Annotated in this window: 17 protein-coding genes and 1 pseudogene; 6 read left to right on the forward strand and 12 right to left on the reverse strand. The window is 62.7% G+C overall.

The genetic code is table 11. The features are described 5' to 3' along the window. The first annotated feature begins 18 nt into the window (after positions 1-18). Both hpxZ and ACZ3GY_RS11510 read left to right on the forward strand, forming a co-directional pair. Positions 19-1,563: an oxalurate catabolism protein HpxZ gene (gene hpxZ, locus ACZ3GY_RS11505; protein ID WP_465910114.1), complete on the forward strand. Its 1,545-nt coding sequence runs from the start codon at positions 19-21 to the stop codon at positions 1,561-1,563. Between the two features lie 240 nt (positions 1,564-1,803). Then, positions 1,804-2,934 carry a metal-dependent hydrolase gene (locus tag ACZ3GY_RS11510; RefSeq protein ID WP_465910115.1) on the forward strand — a complete coding sequence of 377 codons (1,131 nt, stop codon included), beginning with the start codon at positions 1,804-1,806 and terminating at the stop codon, positions 2,932-2,934. A 170-nt stretch (positions 2,935-3,104) separates the two neighbouring features. Here the strand turns inward: ACZ3GY_RS11510 and ACZ3GY_RS11515 are convergent, their stop codons facing one another. The 7 genes and pseudogenes from ACZ3GY_RS11515 to hppD form a co-directional block, all read right to left on the reverse strand. Then, positions 3,105-3,977: a methyl-accepting chemotaxis protein gene (locus ACZ3GY_RS11515; protein WP_463566076.1), complete on the reverse strand. Its 873-nt coding sequence runs from the start codon at positions 3,975-3,977 to the stop codon at positions 3,105-3,107. After that, positions 3,960-5,060: pseudogene (locus ACZ3GY_RS11520) on the reverse strand (HAMP domain-containing protein); the annotation flags it as partial. The pseudogene ACZ3GY_RS11520 and the gene ACZ3GY_RS11515, both read right to left, overlap by 18 nt. A 257-nt stretch (positions 5,061-5,317) precedes the next feature. Then, the gene (locus ACZ3GY_RS11525) at positions 5,318-6,706 is read right to left on the reverse strand and encodes an amino acid permease (RefSeq protein ID WP_465910116.1); all 1,389 of its coding nucleotides are present in this window, start codon (positions 6,704-6,706) and stop codon (positions 5,318-5,320) included. An 83-nt stretch (positions 6,707-6,789) separates the two neighbouring features. Continuing rightward, a complete protein-coding gene (gene maiA, locus ACZ3GY_RS11530) occupies positions 6,790-7,440 on the reverse strand; it encodes a maleylacetoacetate isomerase (protein ID WP_465910117.1) in 651 nt (216 codons plus the stop codon). A 108-nt stretch (positions 7,441-7,548) separates the two neighbouring features. Beyond that, complete coding sequence (locus ACZ3GY_RS11535; RefSeq protein ID WP_465910118.1) at positions 7,549-8,529, reverse strand: fumarylacetoacetate hydrolase family protein; 981 nt, start codon at positions 8,527-8,529, stop codon at positions 7,549-7,551. Continuing rightward, the gene (locus ACZ3GY_RS11540) at positions 8,529-9,668 is read right to left on the reverse strand and encodes a homogentisate 1,2-dioxygenase (RefSeq protein WP_465910119.1); all 1,140 of its coding nucleotides are present in this window, start codon (positions 9,666-9,668) and stop codon (positions 8,529-8,531) included. The genes ACZ3GY_RS11535 and ACZ3GY_RS11540 overlap by 1 nt, the downstream gene beginning before the upstream one ends. 4 nt (positions 9,669-9,672) lie before the next feature. Then, positions 9,673-10,755: a 4-hydroxyphenylpyruvate dioxygenase gene (gene hppD, locus ACZ3GY_RS11545; protein WP_465910120.1), complete on the reverse strand. Its 1,083-nt coding sequence runs from the start codon at positions 10,753-10,755 to the stop codon at positions 9,673-9,675. A gap of 296 nt (positions 10,756-11,051) precedes the next feature. Here hppD and ACZ3GY_RS11550 point away from each other — a divergent pair, with 296 nt between their 5' ends. Next, complete coding sequence (locus tag ACZ3GY_RS11550) at positions 11,052-11,654, forward strand: hypothetical protein (protein WP_465910121.1); 603 nt, start codon at positions 11,052-11,054, stop codon at positions 11,652-11,654. A 232-nt stretch (positions 11,655-11,886) separates the two neighbouring features. On the opposite strand, the gene ACZ3GY_RS11555 is transcribed toward ACZ3GY_RS11550, so the two are convergent. Genes ACZ3GY_RS11555 through trhO form a run of 3 tightly spaced genes read right to left on the reverse strand, consistent with a single transcriptional unit; the run spans position 11,887 to position 15,231 of the window. After that, the gene (locus tag ACZ3GY_RS11555) at positions 11,887-13,665 is read right to left on the reverse strand and encodes an ABC transporter ATP-binding protein (protein WP_463565357.1); all 1,779 of its coding nucleotides are present in this window, start codon (positions 13,663-13,665) and stop codon (positions 11,887-11,889) included. Further along, positions 13,658-14,290: a DsbA family protein gene (locus ACZ3GY_RS11560; protein WP_463565358.1), complete on the reverse strand. Its 633-nt coding sequence runs from the start codon at positions 14,288-14,290 to the stop codon at positions 13,658-13,660. Before ACZ3GY_RS11560 ends, ACZ3GY_RS11555 begins: the two co-directional genes overlap by 8 nt. A gap of 2 nt (positions 14,291-14,292) precedes the next feature. Then, complete coding sequence (gene trhO / locus ACZ3GY_RS11565; RefSeq protein WP_463565359.1) at positions 14,293-15,231, reverse strand: oxygen-dependent tRNA uridine(34) hydroxylase TrhO; 939 nt, start codon at positions 15,229-15,231, stop codon at positions 14,293-14,295. Positions 15,232-15,615: 384 nt separating this feature from the next. Between trhO and yghX the strand changes: the two genes are divergently transcribed. Further along, positions 15,616-16,503, forward strand: coding sequence for a YghX family hydrolase (yghX, locus tag ACZ3GY_RS11570; protein ID WP_465910123.1), 888 nt, complete (start codon positions 15,616-15,618; stop codon positions 16,501-16,503). A gap of 53 nt (positions 16,504-16,556) precedes the next feature. After that, positions 16,557-17,570, forward strand: a complete 1,014-nt coding sequence (locus ACZ3GY_RS11575; protein ID WP_465910124.1) for a zinc-dependent alcohol dehydrogenase family protein — start codon at positions 16,557-16,559, stop codon at positions 17,568-17,570. 174 nt (positions 17,571-17,744) lie between these two features. Here ACZ3GY_RS11575 and ACZ3GY_RS11580 read toward each other — a convergent pair whose 3' ends face one another. Together ACZ3GY_RS11580 and ACZ3GY_RS11585 are read right to left on the reverse strand one after the other, a co-directional pair. Further along, positions 17,745-18,050: a BolA family protein gene (locus tag ACZ3GY_RS11580; RefSeq protein WP_225833328.1), complete on the reverse strand. Its 306-nt coding sequence runs from the start codon at positions 18,048-18,050 to the stop codon at positions 17,745-17,747. Positions 18,051-18,102: 52 nt separating this feature from the next. After that, positions 18,103-18,603, reverse strand: a complete 501-nt coding sequence (locus ACZ3GY_RS11585) for a DUF2059 domain-containing protein (RefSeq protein WP_463565362.1) — start codon at positions 18,601-18,603, stop codon at positions 18,103-18,105. 247 nt (positions 18,604-18,850) lie between these two features. Here ACZ3GY_RS11585 and ACZ3GY_RS11590 point away from each other — a divergent pair, with 247 nt between their 5' ends. Beyond that, a complete protein-coding gene (locus tag ACZ3GY_RS11590; protein WP_463565363.1) occupies positions 18,851-19,855 on the forward strand; it encodes a DUF2804 domain-containing protein in 1,005 nt (334 codons plus the stop codon). Positions 19,856-19,876 lie beyond the last annotated feature (21 nt).

Raw genomic sequence — 19,876 nt, forward strand, 5'->3', positions numbered from 1 at the left:
AGGGAGCGAGCGAACCCCATGACCGATCTGCAGCCTGCGCTAGAAAAGCTTTATGCCGTGCGTCCCGTCTGGCAACGGGTGGTCAGCGCCGCCGAGGCCATCGGCCTGCCCGACAGAACCCTGCTGCACGCCGGGCCGCCCTTTCGTCTCGGTGAACAACCGAGCGCGCCGATCCTGTCATCCGCGGTGCTCTGCTGCCTGCACGAGGGCTGGGCCGACAGCGAGGCTGCAGCGCAATACCTGATCACCAGCGGTGAAGTGCGCCTCGAATCGGCACAGGATTTCAATGTGGTGACGCCACTGGCCGCGGTGATTTCACCGAGTACCACGCTGGTCGAGGTGGTCGATGCCGCTGGGATCAACCCGCGCCCCTGCTGGTCGATCCTGGGCAGTGGCCGGGGGCCGCAGATCCGTTTCGGCACGCGCCAGCAGGCGGTGATAGAACGTTTGGCCTGGCGCGATGGCGAGCTTGCCCGGGCATTGCAGAGCGCCCTCGCCGCCGGCCCCATCGATCTGCTTCCGGTGGCAGTCATCGGGCTGCAGCGCGGTGACGACCTGCACAGCGTCACCAGCGGTGCCAGCCGGGCACTGCAGGAGCGGCTGATACCGCTGCTGAAAGGCGCCGACGAGGTCGAGCGGATGCTCGATGAAACACCGCTGTTCTTCCTGACGCTGTGGATGGCCGCCTGCCATTTGCTGCTCGACACGCTGTGCGATGAGCCCGCAGCGCGATCGCTGCTGGTGGCAATGGCCGGCAACGGTATCGAGGTCGGCATCCGGCTGGCCGGCGAGCCCACTCGCTGGCGCACGGCCGCAGCCCACACACCACTAGGGCCACGCCTGAAAGCGGGTGAAGAACCAATCAGCCCGATGCTCGGCGACAGCGGTGTGATCGATGCCGCCGGCTTCGGCGCCCAGGCCTGGCACCACGCCACCGGTGTCGCCGCCGATATGGCCGGCTGGCTGCCGGGGCGCCCGGCTGGCGCACCGCACTGGCAGGTAGGCCAGCACCCACTGTTCGCCCCATTCGGCCTGGGAGCCGCTATCGACATCGAGCGGATCGACCCTCGCGCAAGCTTGCCGAACGTCGCTATCGCCATGCTCGATGCCCGGGGCGAGGCCGGCCTGCTAGGGCGCGGCGTATGCCTGACACCGGCACGCCTGTACGGGTCGCCTGCAGCCGATGAGTCGGAGCTGAACGATCCTCTGGTCATCGCCCAGGTCAGCGCAGCCTTCGAGCGTTACGAACAGGCATTGGTCAGCAACGACATCGCCACGCTGGACGAGCTGTTCTGGCAGAGCCCTCATACGGTTCGCTACGGCGCCACGGAAAACCTCTACGGCAGCGCCGCGATACGCGCGTTTCGTGATGGCCGCCCGGCAACCGGACTGTCACGCAAGATCATCGAGCGCTCGATAACCAGCTTCGGCAGCGACAGTGCCGTCACTCATATCGCCTTCAGCCGTGAGGGCAATCCGCGCACGGGCCGCCAGACCCAGACCTGGATACGCATCGCGGGCGCCTGGCGGATCGTGTCCGCCCATGTCAGCAACATGGACTAGCAGGCTGTTGAAAAACTACCTGCGTTGCCGTTGCTTCGTTAGAAACTGGCTCAAAATGCTCATTTACGGCTTGTAAACTCCGCTTTTTCGCCTGTTTCTGCCTCGCATCGGCGGCCTCGCCTACGTTTTTCAACGGCCTGTTAGGGTCTATCGGCTGAAACCTTTGCTTGAAATTTGCCGATACGAGCGCCGAGGCGCTCAAGTAACTTAGTCGACCGCGCAGGCATTTCAGAGAAGACCATGGATTCGATTACCCAAGCCGTACTCGGCGCCAGCATTCAGGGCGCTCTGCTGGGGCGTTGGCAAGGGCGCAAGGCGCTGCTGTACGGCGCCGTGCTGGGCACCTTGCCGGATCTGGATGTGGTCATCGACTATGGCGACTCGGTGGCGGCGATGACCTACCACCGGGGCTTCAGCCATTCACTGTTCGTGCTCACTGGTTTTGCCCTGCTGCTGACCTGGCTGCTACGACAGTGGCGACCACACCCTGGTTATTCGGCGCAGCGGCTGTTCCTGGCGATCTGGCTGGTACTGATTACCCATCCGCTGCTTGACGCCTTTACCAGCTACGGCACGCAGCTGTTCTGGCCATTCACACCAACACCGGCAGCCTGGTCGAGCATCTTCATCATCGATCCGGTCTACAGCCTGCCGCTGCTTGGCGCGGTGATCTATGGGCTGATCAGCGGCCTGAAAGATCGGGCCAACCCGGTGGTGAATTGGGCACTGGCGTTTTCTACCGTTTACCTGGCCTCGACCCTGGGCGGCAAATACATGGCCGAACAACGGGTTGAGCAGGAACTGGCCCGTCAGGGCATCGAGGCCAAAGCCATCTTCAGCTCGCCGACGCCATTCAATACGTTGCTGTGGCGAGTGATCGTGATCGAGGGTGAGGACTACCACGAAGCGCTAGTGGGCTGGTTCGACAGTGCACCACCGGTACTGGAAAGAATGCCTCGCGGTGCCGAGCTCGGGAAGGTGCTGGATGATTCGCCGTCTCACCAACGGCTGCAATGGTTCACGGATGACATACTGCGCTACGACAAGCTCGGCGACCACCTGGTGGTGACCGATATTCGCCTGGGCATGACCGGCTTCCACCCGTTCCGCTTCGATTTCGCCCATTGGCAGGACAACGCCTGGCAGGTGCAGCCTTATATCAATCGTTGGCCGGCAGAACGGGGTGACATGCAGCGCCTTGCCCTGCTCTGGCAGCGCATCTGGCAACCTTCGACGCCCGTGCCACTGGCGCTCTGGGCCAGCGAGCTGAGCCAGTACCCGCAGGGCGAGCGCTCACCCGCCGATACCGATCTGGCCCCAGGCCGCAAAGCCGCCAGCTCCGCAAACGACAAGAAAGACCCGGCGCTATAAACCGTAGCCTGGGTTGAGTGCAGCGATACCCGAGAAATCCCCTGGGTTTCGCAGGCTCAACCCAGGCTACATAGCTCGCGTACATCCGCCGGAGTTGTTAAACGAAAGCAGCCCGTAGCCTGGGTCGAGCGAAGCGATACCCGGGAAACCCTCTCCCAGGTATCACGGGCTCAGATTCGGAACTGCCGCACCAGGCCCTGCAGCTCGACGCCAAGACGGGCCAGTTCGGCACTCGATGCAGCGGTTTGTTGGCTGGCGCTGGCACTCTGCTCGCCGATGTCACGTACTCGCGTAACGCTCTCGCTGATGGTTTCCGCCACCGCGCTTTGCTCTTCCGCCGCCGCGGCGATCTGCTGGTTCATCTGCTCGATGGTACTCACCGCCTGGGTGATGCGGCCAAGCGCCTCCCCTGCCTCGCCTGCCAGGCTCACGGTGCGTTGAGTCAACGCCCGGCTGCCTTCCATCTGGGTCGCGGCGCCACCGGCCAGACGCTGCAGATTGGCGATCAGGTTTTCGATTTCCTGGGTCGAGTCATGGGTGCGTCGCGCCAGGGCTCGCACTTCATCGGCCACCACGGCGAAACCGCGCCCTTGGTCGCCAGCGCGGGCGGCCTCGATGGCGGCGTTGAGCGCCAGCAGGTTGGTCTGCTCGGCAACCGCGCGGATCACCTCGAGCACGCTGCCGATACGACCGCTTTCCTGATTCAGCTCCTGCATGGCTTCGGCCGACTGCTCGACCTCCTGGGCCAGCTTGCCGATCTGGCTGATCGCCTGCTGCACCACCTGATTGCCCTGCTGAGCTTCACGATCCGCATCTGCAGCGGCCAGCGATGCCTGCTCGGCGTTCTGCGCGACTTCCTGCACGGTGGCGGCCATCTGGTGCATGGCGGTAGCAGTCTGCTCGGTTTCGACCTTCTGGTTCTGCACGCCGGCGCTGGTCTGAGCGGTGATCGCCGAGAGCTGCTCGGCTGCCGCGGCGATCTGCCCAACACCGCCGCCAATCCGCCCGACCAGATCGCGCAGGCTACGGGTCATGCCCTGCATGGCTTCGAGCAGCTGACCGAGTTCATCGTGGCGATTAAGCGGCAAATCCTGACTGAGGTCACCGCCGGCGATACGCTGGGCGAAGGCCACCGTCTGGCGCAGCGGCGCGACGATGGAACGGCTGATACTCAGCGCCGCGAACAGGCCGATCAACACGGCCGCGCCGCCCATGCTGCCAAGCAGCAACATGGCGCTACGGCTGTCATCGGTCATGCTCTGCTCTTCGACGTTCTTGGCCTGCTCGGCCAGCGCCAGCACCTGGTCGGCTTGCTGGAGCATGGCCGCATCAGTGGCTTTGCTCTGTTCGTAGAGCGCCTGGAAATTGGTGAACGCCTGCTGATAAGTGCTGAGCGCCACCAGAGCAGCCTCGATCGCGCGTTTCTGATCGTCATTGAGCCACACCATCAGGCCGCTGGCTGACGATTGCAGGTCGTAACTGACGAAGTTCCAGTCTTCCAGCGCAGCTGGTGAACCATCGATGATGAACTGGCTTTCGTGGCCGCGCAGTTCGAGCATGCGCTTGCTGAGGTTGGAGGCGGTTTCCGCCAGGGTCAGTGGGTCGCTGCCCCGCAGTTGGTCGCCACCCAGACGTAACTCACGCACGGCATCGTACATACCCAGCTCGATCATCTCGAACTGGCTGCGCGCTTCCTGGGCCGCTTCGCCCATCTGGGTACGGGCCTCGCTGGCGCGAGCCTGCTGCTGCACGCTGGCATCGAACTGCTGCAGGTAATCAGCAGTGGCGGTATCCATGGCCTGCAGGCGCTCGCGTTCGGCGGGGGTGGCACTGGCGATCTGCTCGGCCAGGCCGGCACGCACCTTGGCGAGCTGCTCACGCATACGCTGCGCATCGGCTTCGCTGTGGCTGATGGCGTAGTCGCGCTCCATACGCCGCGCACCGAGTATCTGCGCGTCGATGGTCGACAGCCCGAGGGACTGGGCGTGCCCCTGCATCACCGCCTGCACGGCGACGAAACCACTGCCGGTCACGGCAACGGTCAGCAACAGCACCAGGCCAAAGCCCATCAGAAGTTTCTTGCCTACGGAAAGGTCGACGAACAGTCGAGTGGCAGAATGCAACATCTAAGCGGCTCCATTTATTTTTATAAATTGCAGTGCTCGAGCGCCGTTACATCGACGCTACTCATGGCTTCAGAAAGGTAATCGGCCGCGCGGCGCAAAGCCTTAACAAAAAGGCAGCGCCATTAAGTTGCCACTATACCTTCAGGTTCACTGAGAGGTTTGCTGTAGCGCAACAAAAGGTTGCAGCACGGCAACAGATGGCAAAAATGACACCCGCAGCGTTGTGCTGCGGGTGTCGCAGATGGCGGCCCCGTTGGTTACCGAGCGAGCCGACGCTGGCGCAGCTGGAAGCAGCCCCAGATGAACAGCAACCAGAACGGAATGGCGAACACCGACATGCGAATGCCCGGAATGAATAGCATCACACCAAGGATGAACAGCACGAACGCCAGGCACAGGTAGTTGGCGAAGGGAAACCAGAAGGCCTTGAACGACGGCTCGACGCCCTTGGCCTGCATGGCCTTGCGGAATTTGATGTGGGCCAGACTGATCATCGCCCAGTTGATCACCAGCGCGGCGACCACCAGGGACATCAGCAGCTCCAGTGCGCTCTTCGGTACCAGGTAGTTGACCACCACGCAGATCAGCGTGAAGGCTGCCGAGAAGAAGATCGCCAGTACCGGCACACCGCGCTTGTCGACCTTGAGCAGCGATTTGGGCGCATTGCCCTGCTCTGCCAGGCCATAGAGCATGCGGCTGTTGCAGTACACGCCGCTGTTGTAGACCGACAGCGCCGCGGTGAGCACCACGAAGTTGAGGATGTGCGCGGCGGTGTCGCTACCGATCAGCGAGAAGATCTGCACGAAGGGGCTGCTGCCGTAGGAGTCGCCACCGGCGGTGAGGGTCGCCACCAGATCGTCCCAGGGATGCAGCGACAGCAGTACGGTCAGCGCGCCGATGTAGAAGATCAGGATGCGATAGACCACCTGGTTGATCGCCTTGGGGATCACCGTTTTCGGCTGATCGGCTTCGGCCGCGGTGATGCCCACCAGCTCCAGGCCGCCGAAGGAGAACATGATGATGGCCATCATCATCACCAGCCCCGAGATACCGTTGGGGAAGAAACCACCGTGGCTCCACAGGTTACTGACCGATGCCTGCTCGCCGCCTGCGCCGCTGAACAGCAGGTAGCAACCGAGCAGGATCATGCCGATGATCGCCACCACCTTGATGATCGAGAACCAGAACTCGGCCTCGCCGAACACTCGCACATTGGTCAGGTTGATGGCATTGATGGCGACGAAGAACACCGCCGCAGTGGCCCAGGTCGGCACGTCTGGCCACCAGTACTGCACGTACTTGCCCACTGCAGTGAGCTCGGCCATGCCGACCAGCACGTAGAGCACCCAGTAGTTCCAGCCCGACAGGAAGCCCGCGAACGGCCCCCAGTAGGCGTTGGCGAAGTGGCTGAAGGAGCCGGCCACGGGCTCTTCGACGATCATTTCGCCGAGCTGGCGCATGATCAGGAAGGCGATGAAACCGCCAATCGCATAGCCAAGGATCATCGATGGTCCGGCCGACGCCATGACCCCGGCCGAGCCGAGGAACAAACCGGTGCCGATGGCGCCACCCAGGGCGATCAATTGAATATGGCGGTTCTTCAGGCCGCGCTTGAGCGGGCCTGTCTGGAGCATTTCGCTTGGCATCTGTCACCTGTGGGTGATCGACCGTGACGGGATCGAACCCGCTCGGCTCGTGGCCTGGCGGAATGGCTTGGTTTTCTCGTCGATCACTGCGCGTCGGGCTGGGCATCCGGTGCGGCTTGCTGGAATGCCTCGAGGGCCTCACAGCGTGCGGTCAGAGCGAGGATGCGAGGATACGCATCGAGGTCACAGTCGAAACGGCGCGCATTGTACACCTGTGGAACCAAACAGGCTTCCAGATAGCCGGGCCGCTTGCCCAGGGAAAATGTTTCACCGTACGCCACCAGGCCCTGCTCCACGGCAGTCAGGCCCTGAGCCACCCAGTGCCGGTACCAGACGTTTTTTTCCTCCTCGGAGACGCCCAACTCACGCTCGAGATACTGCAGCACCCGCAAGTTGTCGAGCGGATGCACCTCGCAGGCGATGTGCAGCGCCAGCGCCCTGACCGCCGCGCGCTGGGCCGGGTCACCAGGCAGTATCGCCGGCACCGGGAAGATCTCGTCGAGGTATTCGAGAATCGCCAGGGACTGGGCGATACGCACGCCACCGTTCTCCTCATCCACCAGCAGCGGCACCAGGCCCTGGGGGTTCAGCGCCCGGTAGGCATCGCCGTGCTGCTCACCACCGTCGCGAACCAGATGCACCGGCACGTGCCGGTAAGCGAGGCCCTTCAGGTTGAGTGCAATCCGCACCCGGTAAGCGGCGCTGGAGCGCCAGTAGCCGTATAGCGTCAACACGATGGCCTCCCTATTTGTAGGCGCCCGCCCCCGGGGCGAATCGCGTGGCGACGCCGAGTACGCGGCAAAACAGCTATCGCTTCGCGCCGAGGGCGACGCTCCTACAGGCTAGTGATAGCGTTCGACCTGCTGGTCGATGGCGCCGAAGATGCTTGCGCCAGCGGCGTCGAACATCTCGATGCGCACCCGGTCACCGAACTTGAGAAACGGGGTTTTCGCCTCGCCGTGTTCGAGCACTTCCAGCATGCGCTTCTCGGCCAGGCAGCTGGAGCCGGCACTGCGGTCGTAATTGGAGACGGTGCCCGAGCCGATGATGGTGCCGCTGCCCAGGGGGCGGGTACGCGCGGCGTGGGTAATCAGCGTGGGGAAGTCGAAGGTCATGTCGGTGCCGGCGTCGGGTTGGCCGAACAGCTGGTCGTTGATGTGCGACACCAGCGGCCGATGTACCCGCCCCTCGCGCCAGCTCTCGCCCAGCTCGTCCGGGGTGACCGCCACCGGTGAGAAACTCGACGATGGCTTGCTCTGGTAGAAGCCGAAGCCCTTGGCCAGCTCGCCGGGAATCAGGTTGCGCAGCGACACGTCGTTGACCAGCAGCAGCAACTGTACATGCCCGAGTGCCTGGGCAGGCGTGACACCCATCGGTACGTCGTCAGTGATCACCGCCAGTTCGGCTTCCAGATCGATACCCCAGGCTTCGTCACCCAGGCGGATCGGCGCGTGGGGCGGGATGAAGGCATCCGAACCGCCCTGGTACATCAGCGGCTCGTGCCAGAACGACTCGGGCATCTCGGCACCACGGGCCTTGCGCACCAGCTCGACATGATTGACGTAGGCACTGCCATCGGCCCAGTGATAGGCGCGCGGCAGCGGGCTGTGGCAATCGCGCTGGTCGAAGTCGAACGCGGCGGCCTCCAGGCCATCATTGAGACGCTGGTAGACCGCCTCCAACTGTGCCCGCACGCTCGCCCATTGATCCAGGGCGGCCTGCAGCGTGTGGGCGATCTGCGGCACGCGAACGGCACGTGACAGATCGCGGGAGACGACCACCAACACGCCGTCGCGCCCCTGGTTCAGTGATGCCAGTTTCATCAGGACTCCTTGCCCGGCGCACGCCAGGAATTCACGTACTCGGCAACGTCCACCGCAGCGGCGGCGTCAGCCACCTCCAGGGCACGACGCGTGTCGATCATCACCGCCACCTCATCGGTGAAGGTGGCTGGGTCGGTCTGCGCCTTCTTCAGGGCCTTGGGGTGCGGGCCATGGGGGAAGCCGCAGGGGTGCAGGGTGACCATCCCGGCTTCGATGTTGTCACGGCTGAAGAAATTGCCGCGGTGATAGAACAGCACTTCGTCGTAGTCATCGTTGTTGTGGAAGAACGGCACCTTGAGTGCACCGGGGTCGGACTCCACCGGGCGTGGTGTGAATGTGCAGACCACGAAACCATTGGCCACGAAGGTGGTGTGTACCGACGGTGGCAGGTGGTAGCGATGGCTCACCAGGGGCCGGATATCGCGCCAGTTGAGGCGCACCACGGTGTTGTCGCCGTGCCAGCCCACCACATCCAGCGGGTTGTAGGGGTAGGTCACGGTGCTGATCTGGTTGCGCCGCTTGATGCGGATCTGCCAGGAGCGTTCGTCCTGCTGGGCCCTGAAGGCATCATCGATATGTGGGTGATCGAGCACCGCCGGATCGAAGATCGCCTGAGGCCCGAGCAGCCCCTTGTCGGGAACCTGATAGGCGCCATCGGTGTTTTCGATCAGCAGGAAATGGCTGGGCGCTGTCGGCTCGATGCGCCAGGCGGTGCCACGGGGAATCACCAGATAATCGCCATCGCGATACTCCAGGTGCCCGAAATCACAGTAGAAGTGCCCTGCGCCGTCATGCACGAACAGCAGTTCGTCGCCATCGCTGTTGCGCACCAGGTGGTTCATGGCGCCGGCGGTCTTCCACACGCGCAAGCGAATGTCGGCGTTATGCAGGGTCAGCGGCGCCTGTAGCGGGCAGTCGTGCTCGCTGGCAATCCGGTTGAAGTCGAAGGCATGGGGCCGCAGCGGGCCCTGCCAGTCGACCCAGCCGGTGGGCGGATGCTTGTGATGCAGATGGGTCACAGGGCCGAAGAAACCCTCGCGGCCCATTTCCCGCTCGTAGGTCTCGGCCGGCAAGTCACAGTGAGCCTGGCGCGAGTGCTCGCCTTCACGCAGGGGAAAGCTGATCCATTGGCGGCTCATGGCGCTACTCCTCGCTAATCACACCACGACGCAGCTGATCCTCTTCGATGGATTCGAACAGGGCCTTGAAATTGCCCTCGCCGAAGCCCTGATTGCCCTTGCGCTGAATGATCTCGAAGAAGATCGGGCCGATCACCGTGTTGGTGAAAATCTGCAGCAGGATGCCGTCGTCTCCCGGCGCACCGTCGATCAGCAGGCTCAGGTCACGCAGCACGTCCAGCGGCTCGCCATGCCCGGCCACGCGCTGGTCGACCTTCTCGTAGTAAGTGTCCGGCGTGCTCATGAAGGCCACGCCGTTGGCCTGCAGCTTGCGCACGGTGGCGTAGATGTCGTCGGTGGACAGCGCGATATGCTGGATACCCTCACCGTGGTACTCGCGGATGAATTCCTCGATCTGCGACTTGTCGTCCGCCGACTCGTTGATGGGGATGCGGATCTTGCCGCAGGGCGCGGTCATGGCCCGGGAGACCAGGCCGGTGAGCTTGCCTTCGATATCGAAATAACGGATCTCGCGAAACCCGGCGATGCGCTCGTAGAAGCCGGACCAGACGTCCATCTGTCCGCGCTTCACGTTGTGGGTGAGGTGGTCGATCATCTGCAGGCCGACGGCGTTGTCGTCCGGGCCGCGACCTTCGATGAACTCGAAGTCCACGTCGTAGATGCTTTGTTCGCCGTAACGATCAACCAGATACAGCAGCGAGCCGCCGATGCCTTCGACGCAAGGAATGTTCAGCTCACCGAAGTTGGCGTGGCTGCCGACCAGGGTAGCGCCCTGCTCCTTCACATAGGCGGCAGCCTGGGCGGCGTTGTGAACCCGGAAGGCCATGGCACAGGCGCTCGGCCCGTGCTTCTCGGCAAAGGCGTGCACATGGCCAGTCGGGCTGCCATTGAGAACGAAATTGACGCCGTGCTGCTGGAACAGCCACACCTGCTTGCTGCGGTGCTTGGCCGTTTCGGTGAAGCCCATGGCGGTGAACAGCTGGCGCAGCTGATCGATGCCTTCAGGCGTAGGAGCGGTGAATTCGACGAACTCGAAACCGTCGGTTCCGATGGGGTTGTGCTGTTCGATTCTGGACACGGCGTTCATGGGTTGTCCTCGTTGTCATTATGGCTTCATGACAGTCGAGGCGAGTGTTCGGGGCAAGGCCCTCGGATGGGTGCGAGATGACTATTAGGTCGTGGCCGTGGCAACGGATCGATACATCACATGGGCGCGGGCCAATATTCACTGCTTTCAGAGCGACAGACCTCCACCGCTCGTAAACCTTTCTTTACAGCATGGTCGATTTGGCTGCCGACGGGATGATGGCCGAATGACAGGCAGATAACCGCAAACGCTGCCAGAATGACAACCATCCAAGACGAGCCAACAACGAGGCCGCTATGAGCAGTGAAACGCCTTCCGAAGCCGAGAGCCCCGCCGCGTTCGATCTCACCCCTGACAGCGATGAGGTGCGCCTGGCCAAGCTGGAAAAGGCCAACCGCCTCAACCGCCTGCTGATCTTCGGCTTGGCGCTGCTGCTGTTCATCGTGCTCTCCAGCCTGGCCACCTCGGCGGTGGTGAAGATGCTCGCTGACGAGCCACCTCCTTTCGACCCCGCGGCATTCGCCGCCGTCCAACAGCGTGCCGAAGCGCTGGAAAAGGAATTGGCCAGCCTCAAAGAGGATCAAAAACGCCAGGATGCCCTACTGAAACTGGCTGCCACCCCGCCGCCCGCGGCTCCAGCTGCCGCGGCGCCAGCGGCACCGCCGTCCCAGGACATCGCCGCGCTGAAACTTATGGGCCGCACCCTGCTGGGTCAGGAGCAGAGCTTCCAGCAGAGCCTGCAGGCCCTGAAGAACGGCATGCGCGACCTGGCCGACATGATCCCCGGCTCGCGCAGCTGGCTGGATGATTACAACGAAGAACTCGACAAGGCCGTCAACGCCAGCGTGCAACGCACCAAGGCGATCCAGCAATGGGGCAGTAAACTGCCACACGAGTAGAGAACGTTATCGGTAGCTCGGCGGATCGCCGCAAATGATGCGGTCAGGCCACAATCGTTTCGCGCCGAGGGCGACGCTCCTACAGGGCTGGCGGCAACCGCACAGCCTGCAGACAGCTCAGTAGTGTAGGAGCCCGCTTGCGGGCGAATCGTCTTGCCAACGCCGATCTTGCGATATGGCCGCTCTTGCATCGCCCGCAAGCGGGCTCCCACGCCGTACTGGGTTAGCCCGCCTAGTGCTGCAGATTGCCGTATAGCTTGGCGTACAGGCCGCCGTCGGCGATCAGTTGGCGGTGGTCACCATCTTCGGCGACGCTGCCGCCATCGAATACCAGTACCCGATCAGCCTGCTTAACCGCGCTCAGGCGGTGGGCGATGATCAGCGTGGTGCGGCCGCTGAGAAACTGCGCCAGGGCTTCGTGCAGGGCGTATTCGGTAGCGGCATCCAGTGCCGAGGTAGCTTCATCGAGAATCACTACCTTGGGTTCGGCAAGCACCATCCGTGCGATGGCCAGGCGTTGCCGCTGGCCTCCAGAGAGGCGCACGCCAGAACGACCCACAACAGTATCCAGGCCCTGCGGCAACTGGCGAATGGTCTGTGCCAACTGGGCAATGGTCAACGCGTGCCAGCAGGCTTCGTCACTGCGCTCGCGGCCCATGCACAGGTTGGCACGCACCGTATCGTTGAACAGCGCAGGATGCTGCAACACCACCGCCACATGCTCACGAATGACCGGCAGACCGATCTCCTCCTGGCTGCTGCCACCAAAGCGAATGATCCCCGCCTGCGGCGTGTACAAGCCCAGCAGCAGTTGCACCAGGGTGCTCTTGCCGCCGCCGCTGGCACCGACGATGGCGACCTTTTCTCCTGGCGCGATGGACATATTCAGCCCACTGAGCACTGGCTCTTCACCGTAGGAGAAGGTCAGCTCACGGATATCGATACCCACCGTTTCACGGCCCTTGAACGGATCGGCGCCACCGACATAGTCCGGTTCGTCGCGACGTGCCAGCAACTGGTTGATGCGGGTCAGCGCACCACCGGCGGCATAGAAGGCGTACTGCAGGCTGAGCAATTGCTCCACCGGACCGATCATGAACCACAGGTAGCTGAATACCGCGAGCATCTGGCCGATGGACAGGTCGGAGAACAGCACGGTGAGCATGGTCGCGGCGCGAAACACGTCAATGCCGAACTGGAATAGCAGGCCGCTGGCGCGGTTCGAGGCATCGGTCTTCCACTGCGAGGCGATGGCGTAATCACGTACCTCACGGGCACGCCCACCCAGGCGACCGAGAAAAAAGCCCTGGCGGTTACCGGCACGCACTTCCTGGATCGAATCCAGCGTTTCCGTCAGCGCCTGGGTGAACCGAGAGGTGCTGTCGTTCTCGAGTTTTTTCAGGTGTTTGACGCGCTTGCCCAATTGCACCGTGGCGTAAATCACCAGGGGATTGAACAGCAGAATCAGCAGCGCCAGCTTCCAGTGCATCCACAGCAAGATCCCCGAGGTGCCGGCCAGGGTCAGCACGCCGACCAGGAAGCGACTCAGGGTCTCGCCGATGAATTTGTCGAGGGTGTCGAGATCGGTGACCAAATGCGTGGTCACCGTGCCGCCGCCGAGGCTTTCGTACTCGGCGAGAGAAATACGCTTGAGCCGCTCGATCAGACGGATACGGATGCGATAGACGATGTCCTTGGAGAGCCGCGCGAACAGTCGCGCCTGCACCACGTTGAAAATCAGCGCACAGCCGCGCAGCACGAACGTCAGCGCCAGCATCAAAAAAATGTAGCCCACCGCCGTTTGCCAGGCGTCGGGCAGAAAGTTGTCCATCACCTTGAGCGCGGTATTGCCGTCACCTAACAGGACTTCATCGACCAGCAATGGCAGCAGCAAGGGGATTGGCACGCTGCACAGGGTCGCCAGCACGGCGACTAGATTGGCGAGGATCAGCGCTCGCTTGTGGCGCAAGGCCAGGCGACGGATTTCCGCCCAGCTCAGGCGATCAACCATCGATGGCATGCTCCAGCCAGCGCGCGAGCAGTGGCGACAGGGCGTCGAGTGGCTGATAGCCGTTGGTGAGCAACGCCAGGCGCCCGCCCTTCTCGGCCAGCAAGGTCGGGAAACCGGAGATGCCGAGATCTTGTGCCCAGCTGAAATCCGCGGCAGTGGCCTTGTGCTGTTCTTCGCTGTCGAAGGCTTCGGCGAATTCGATGCGCGGAATACCAACCTCTTCGGCCAAGCGCACCAGGGTCGTTGCCTGGGTCACGTCCGCACCTTCCTGGTAGAAGGCCTGCTGAATGCGGCGCGCCATTGGCCAGGCACTCTGTGGGTCGAGGCCACGCACGGTGACCACCGCTCGGCAAGCCGCCTCGGTGTCGTAACGCATGCCCTCGGGCAGCCCGGCATCAAAGTTGAATAGCTGACCAGTGCTGGCATTGACCGCCTGCCAGTAGCCCAGGTAACGCACCCGCGCGGCGGCATCGATGGCCACCTGATCACGGCGCAGACCGCCAAGCACCAGTTCCATCGGCACACCGCGCTCGGCGGCCTGGGCTGCCAGCGCTTCGACCACCGGCGCGAAGCCCCAGCACCAGGAGCACATCGGATCCATTACATAGAGTAGGCGCGCGTGCATCCTCAGGCCTCGTGTTTTTGGCGGGGGTTGTTGCCCAGAGGATGGGGCTGATTGCGCACTTTCGCCAGTTCGATCTGACGCTGGCGCTCACGGGCGCCCTCGCGGGTCTTCTCCGGCAGCGTGTCCCAACAGTGCGGGCAACTCACGCCTGGGCTGAAGTATTCAGAGGCGCGATCCTCGACCGAGATCGGCGTACGGCAAGCGTGACACTGGTCGTAGTCACCCTCGCTGAGGTCGTGACGCACGGTGACGCGGTTGTCGAAGACGAAGCAGTCGCCCTGCCAGCGGGTTTCTTCCTGAGGCACTTCTTCCAGGTATTTGAGGATGCCGCCCTTGAGGTGGTAAACCTCCTCGAAGCCTTCGTTGAGCATGTAGCTGGAGGCCTTCTCGCAGCGGATGCCACCGGTGCAGAACATCGCCACCTTCTTGTGCTTGCTGGGGTCGAAGTGCTCGCGGATGTAGGCCGGAAACTCGCGGAAGGATTTAGTCTGCGGGTCGATGGCGCCTTCGAAGGTGCCGATAGATACCTCGTAATCGTTGCGGGTGTCGATCAACAGCACTTCGGGGTCGGCGATCAGCGCGTTCCAGTCCTGAGGCTCAACGTAGGTACCAACACGCTGGTTAGGATCGACGCCCGGAACACCGAGGGTGACGATTTCCTTTTTCAGTTTGACCTTGGAACGGTAGAACGGCTGCTCGGCGCAGTACGACTCCTTGTGATCGACATCGGCCAGACGCGGATCGAGGGCGAACCAGGCGAACAGGCCGTCGATGCCTTCACGGCTGCCGGAAACGGTACCGTTGATGCCCTCTTCGGCGAGCAGCAGCGTGCCCTTGATGCCATTGGCGACCAAGGTGTCGAGCAAGGGTTGGCGCAGCGCCTCATAGTCCGGCAGGGAAACGAACTTGTAGAGCGCCGCCACGACGATATTGTTGGTCATGTCACTGTCCTTCAGTAGTCGCCCTCGCAAAGGGCGGACTGGGTACGAAATGGGAAACCACTGCCGCAAATCGCTCGCCACAGCCTCTGGCGTTGCCGGAGTATGGGCTGTCTTGGAAATGGGCCGGCTAGTTTACTGGTGTTGACCGCTCAGGTGTAGGGCGACGCGCAATGGGCTGCACCAAGCGCGCCACTGCCAGATAGTACGTGGCCAACGGAAATGATCCCGATCGACTCGAACGCTGATGGGCAGGACGCTGCCTTACCCTGCACAGACGATCAGTAAGCTACCTTTGCAGGTGCACCTGTTTTTCGTCGCCAGTTGCCGTCGTCGATCAGCACCAGCATCGACCTGAGTCGATCAACCCGATTCAAGGAGCCTCACATGCCCCGCCTCACCGCCAAGGACTTTCATCCCGAGCTGCTGGAGCTCTACGATTATTACGTGCACGGCCGGATCAGCCGCCGTGACTTTCTCGACCGCGCGACCCGATTCGCCGTCGGTGGCATTACTGCAGCCACCCTGCTCTCCTCCCTGAGCCCGGATTACGCCATGGCCGAGCAGGTCAAATTCACCGATCCGGACATCGTCGCCGATTACCTTCACTACTCCTCGCCCAATGGCACCGGCCAGGTGCGGGCCTATCTGGTTCGCCCGGCCAATGCCAAGGGGCCTGTGCCTGGCGTGGTGGTGGTACACGAGAATCGTGGCCTGAACCCCTATATCGAGGATGTCGCGAGGCGTGTCGCCAAGGCTGGTTTCATTGCTCTGGCGCCGGATGGCCTGAGTTCGGTGGGCGGCTACCCAGGCAATGACGAGAAAGGTCGCGAGTTGCAACAACAGGTCGACCCGGAAAAGTTGATGAACGATTTTTTCGCCGCAATCGAGTATCTGCAGGCCAGCGATCAGACTACCGACAAGATCGGCATCACCGGTTTCTGCTATGGCGGTGGAGTATCCAATGCGGCTGCGGTGGCCTACCCGGAACTGGCTGCGGCAGTGCCCTTCTATGGCCGCCAGGCAAAACCCGAAGACGTCACTCGGATCAAGGCGCCCCTGTTGCTGCATTTCGCCGAGACAGACCCGAACGTCAACGCCACCTGGCCGGCTTATGAGGCGGCACTCAAGGCTGCCGGCAATACCTACGAGGCGCACATTTACCCCGGTACCAATCACGGTTTCCACAACGATTCGACACCACGCTACGACGAAGCCGCTGCTGAACTCGCCTGGGAGCGCAGCATTGCCTGGTTCAAACGCTACCTGACCTGAATCGAACCTTACGTCCATTGATTTACTGGCCTGCACAAGGTCGAGGAGCAGTCATGAAAGCCATGATCATTCGCGCACCCGGCGGGCTGCAGCGCATCGAAGCCCGCGAAATCGCCGATCCCGGGCAACCCCAGGCAGGTCAGATCCGCGTGGCCTTGCACGCCAGCTCGCTGAATTTTCACGACCTGCTGGTGGCCAACGGCAGCATTCCTACGGCGGATGGCCGGATACTGATGGCCGACGGGGCCGGCGTGGTCGAAGCCGTGGGCGAAGGAGTCAGTGAGTTTCAGGTCGGCGACCCCGTGGTTTCCGGCTTCTTCCCACAATGGCCGGACGGCGACGTATTCGCCCCGGTCAGCAACTTCGCCGGCACACCGGGCGATGGCATCGACGGTTTCGCGACCCAGTACGCGGTACGCGCCGCCACCGCCTTCACCCATGCACCGCGTGGCTGGAGCCATGCCGAAGCAGCGACCATCACCACTGCGGGGCTGACCGCATGGCGAGCCTTGGTTGTAGACGGCGGGCTGAAAGCCGGTGACAGCGTACTGATTCTGGGCAGCGGCGGCGTGTCCATCGCGGCCCTGCAGATCGCCAGGATGATGGGCGCCTCGGTGATCGCCACCTCCTCGTCCGACGAGAAACTCGAGCGGCTGCGCCAGCTCGGTGCCGATCACACCATCAACTATCGAAAGACGCCGGACTGGGGCAAACGGGTGCTGGAGCTGACCGGTGGACGTGGCGTCGATCAGGTGGTCGAAGTCGGCGGCCCGGGTACCCTGGCGCAATCGATCAGCGCCGTGCGCGTGGGCGGTCATATCGCCCTGATCGGCGTGCTGACCGGGCGTCAGGGAGAGGTGCCGACCTCGCTACTGATGGCCAAACAGGTGCGCTTGCAGGGATTAATCGTCGGCAGCCGCCGCCATCAGCAGGATTACATCCGGGCGTTGCAACAGTCCGGCGTGCGCCCGATCCTCGACCGCAGCTTCGCCCTGGAAAACCTCGCGGATGCCTTCCGCTTGCAGGAAAGCGCCGGCCATTTCGGCAAGATCGTCGTCGAGTGGTAACAGCGTTACCGGAACGTCCGCGTAGGGTGGGCCGGGCGGCGATCCGCTTCAGCCCACCATTCACAACGCAGCCAGAGCCGATAACCCGCGAACCGCGCACGGCGAGCACCCGGCGACTGTGGCGCTGAACGGCCTCATGGTCGGTGAAGCGCTAACCAGCCTGCGCAATGGGGATCAATGATCGTGCTTGCTGCCACCGCGGCAGGTCGGCGAGTCCGGGGCAATGCCCTGAGCGGCCCATTCCTGAGGGGTGTAGGTGTGCAGCGCCAAGGCATGCACCTGGCTCATCAGATCGCCTAACACGCCATACACTTTCTGATGGCGCTTGACGGCGTTGAGGCCATCGAACTGCGGGCTGACGATCACGGCCTTGTAATGGGTTTCCAGGCCGCGGCTGTGCATGTGGCTCTCGTCCAGCACGTCGAGGTGCTCGGGTTGCAGGGCCGCAAAGGCTGTCTGGAGGTGTTCAATTTTGGACATCGATTGCTCCGCGAGGGAAACCGTGGCCGGCCAGTGCCGACCACGGCGGATATCAGGGCTTCTTGGCGCCCAGTTCAGTGCCCATGTCCGACAGCAGCTTGTTCACCGACGGTACCGCGCTTTCCAGCTTGGCCTGGGTGATCTGAGCGGACTGCGCGGTCAGTGCCGGCATTTTCTGCAGTACCTTCTGGCCCAGTGGCGACTGATAGAAGGCAATCAGATCCTTGAGTTCCTGTTCGTTGAAGTTGCTGGTGTAGAGCTTGACCATATCGGGCTTGAGCTTGTCCCAGCCGACCGCCTTGTCCAGCTCGGCGTTGGCCTTGGCCTGGTAGGTTTCCAGCACGGCCTGCTTGCTCTCAGGCGCCTTGGCCTCGGCGAAGCGCTGGGCGAACATTTGTTGAACCTGGGCGTACACCGGAACGGCGAGCTTGTCGGCGTGGGCGAGCTGCAGGAAGCGCTCAGCATCAGCGGCATGGCTGCGGGCATCGGCCAGCACCTGAGTGCTGCCGACAGCCAGCAGAGCGGCAATGCAGAGTGCGGGGATACGGGACATCGGGGTACTCCTGATCACGAGGGTGAGGTGCTTTGACCGACTGTCGCGCATTTTGTGCCCCGTTCCCTTGCCTCTCAAGCCTTTTCGCACAGGTGAACGATCTTGGCCTGGCTATCAAGAGCTCATGACTATCGCTAAATGCCTATTGGCGCACCCTTCCAGCAAGGTCCAAAATGCCAGTACTTGCTTGCCAACGAGCAACGCCTGCATGCTCGGCGACTGACTAGTGCACACATGGACGTGCCTGATGAATAGCCCTTTCGTTCTACCACCGCCAATTCCGTTGTGTGACCCGCAAGGTCGCTTCAACCCGGATGCAGCCGGCTGGTCGTCGCAACCTCGGGTCGACTGCTCCCTGCCGGGCAACCTGGGGCGCCGCAAGCGCTGGAACCACTGGAGCATCAATACACCTGACTGGACGCTGTCGCTGATTCAGGCCGATCTCGATTACGTCGGCTACGGCGCTGTCTATTTTCTCGACCTGAACAGCGGCCACAATGTGGCCCACAGCCAACTGAGCCTGTTCGGCCGCGGTTGCAGCCTGCCGGATACCCCACAGGGCAGCCATGCCTTCAACCACCCCCGCCTGCAGATTCATTTCAACGAATACCCTGGCCGCGTTCGCCTGACCGCCACCTCGACGAATATCGGCGGCATGCCCCTGCATCTGGCACTGGATATACAGCGCCCCGCCCATTTGGAATCGGTGAATTTGGTCATACCGCTCGGCAAAAAAAGCTTTCATGCTACTTGCCGACAGGTCGGCCTGCCGGCCAGCGGCAGTATTCACTTAGGTGATCGTGAATATCACTGCGCCAGCGGCCAGAGCTTCGCGTCGATGGATTTCGGCCGCGGTGTCTGGCCACTCAACAGCCATTGGACGCGCGCCGCATTTGCCGCACCAGGCGGCATCGGCGGCAATTTCGGCGCGGGCTGGACGGATCACAGTGGCCTGTCGGAGAACGCCCTGTGGTTTGGTGGACTCTTGCTGCACCTCGATCAAGCCGTACAGATGCGCCAGGTTCAGACAAACCCGCTGGCACCCTGGCACCTATGCACCGACGATGACCAGGTCGACCTCACCTTCACGCCGCGGCAGGTTCATATCGCCAAGCCACGGTTAGGCCTGCTGTACGCCGATACCCAGCAGTGGTTCGGCCACTACGACGGCATGCTCCGCGACGCCCAGGGCGAGCGCGTGCCCGTAAAGGCTGCGCAGGGCTGGATAGGCGCGACACAAACACGCTGGTAAACGACTGGAAGTGGAACGTGT

The organism is Pseudomonas sp. PME37.24/006, from assembly GCF_055556635.1.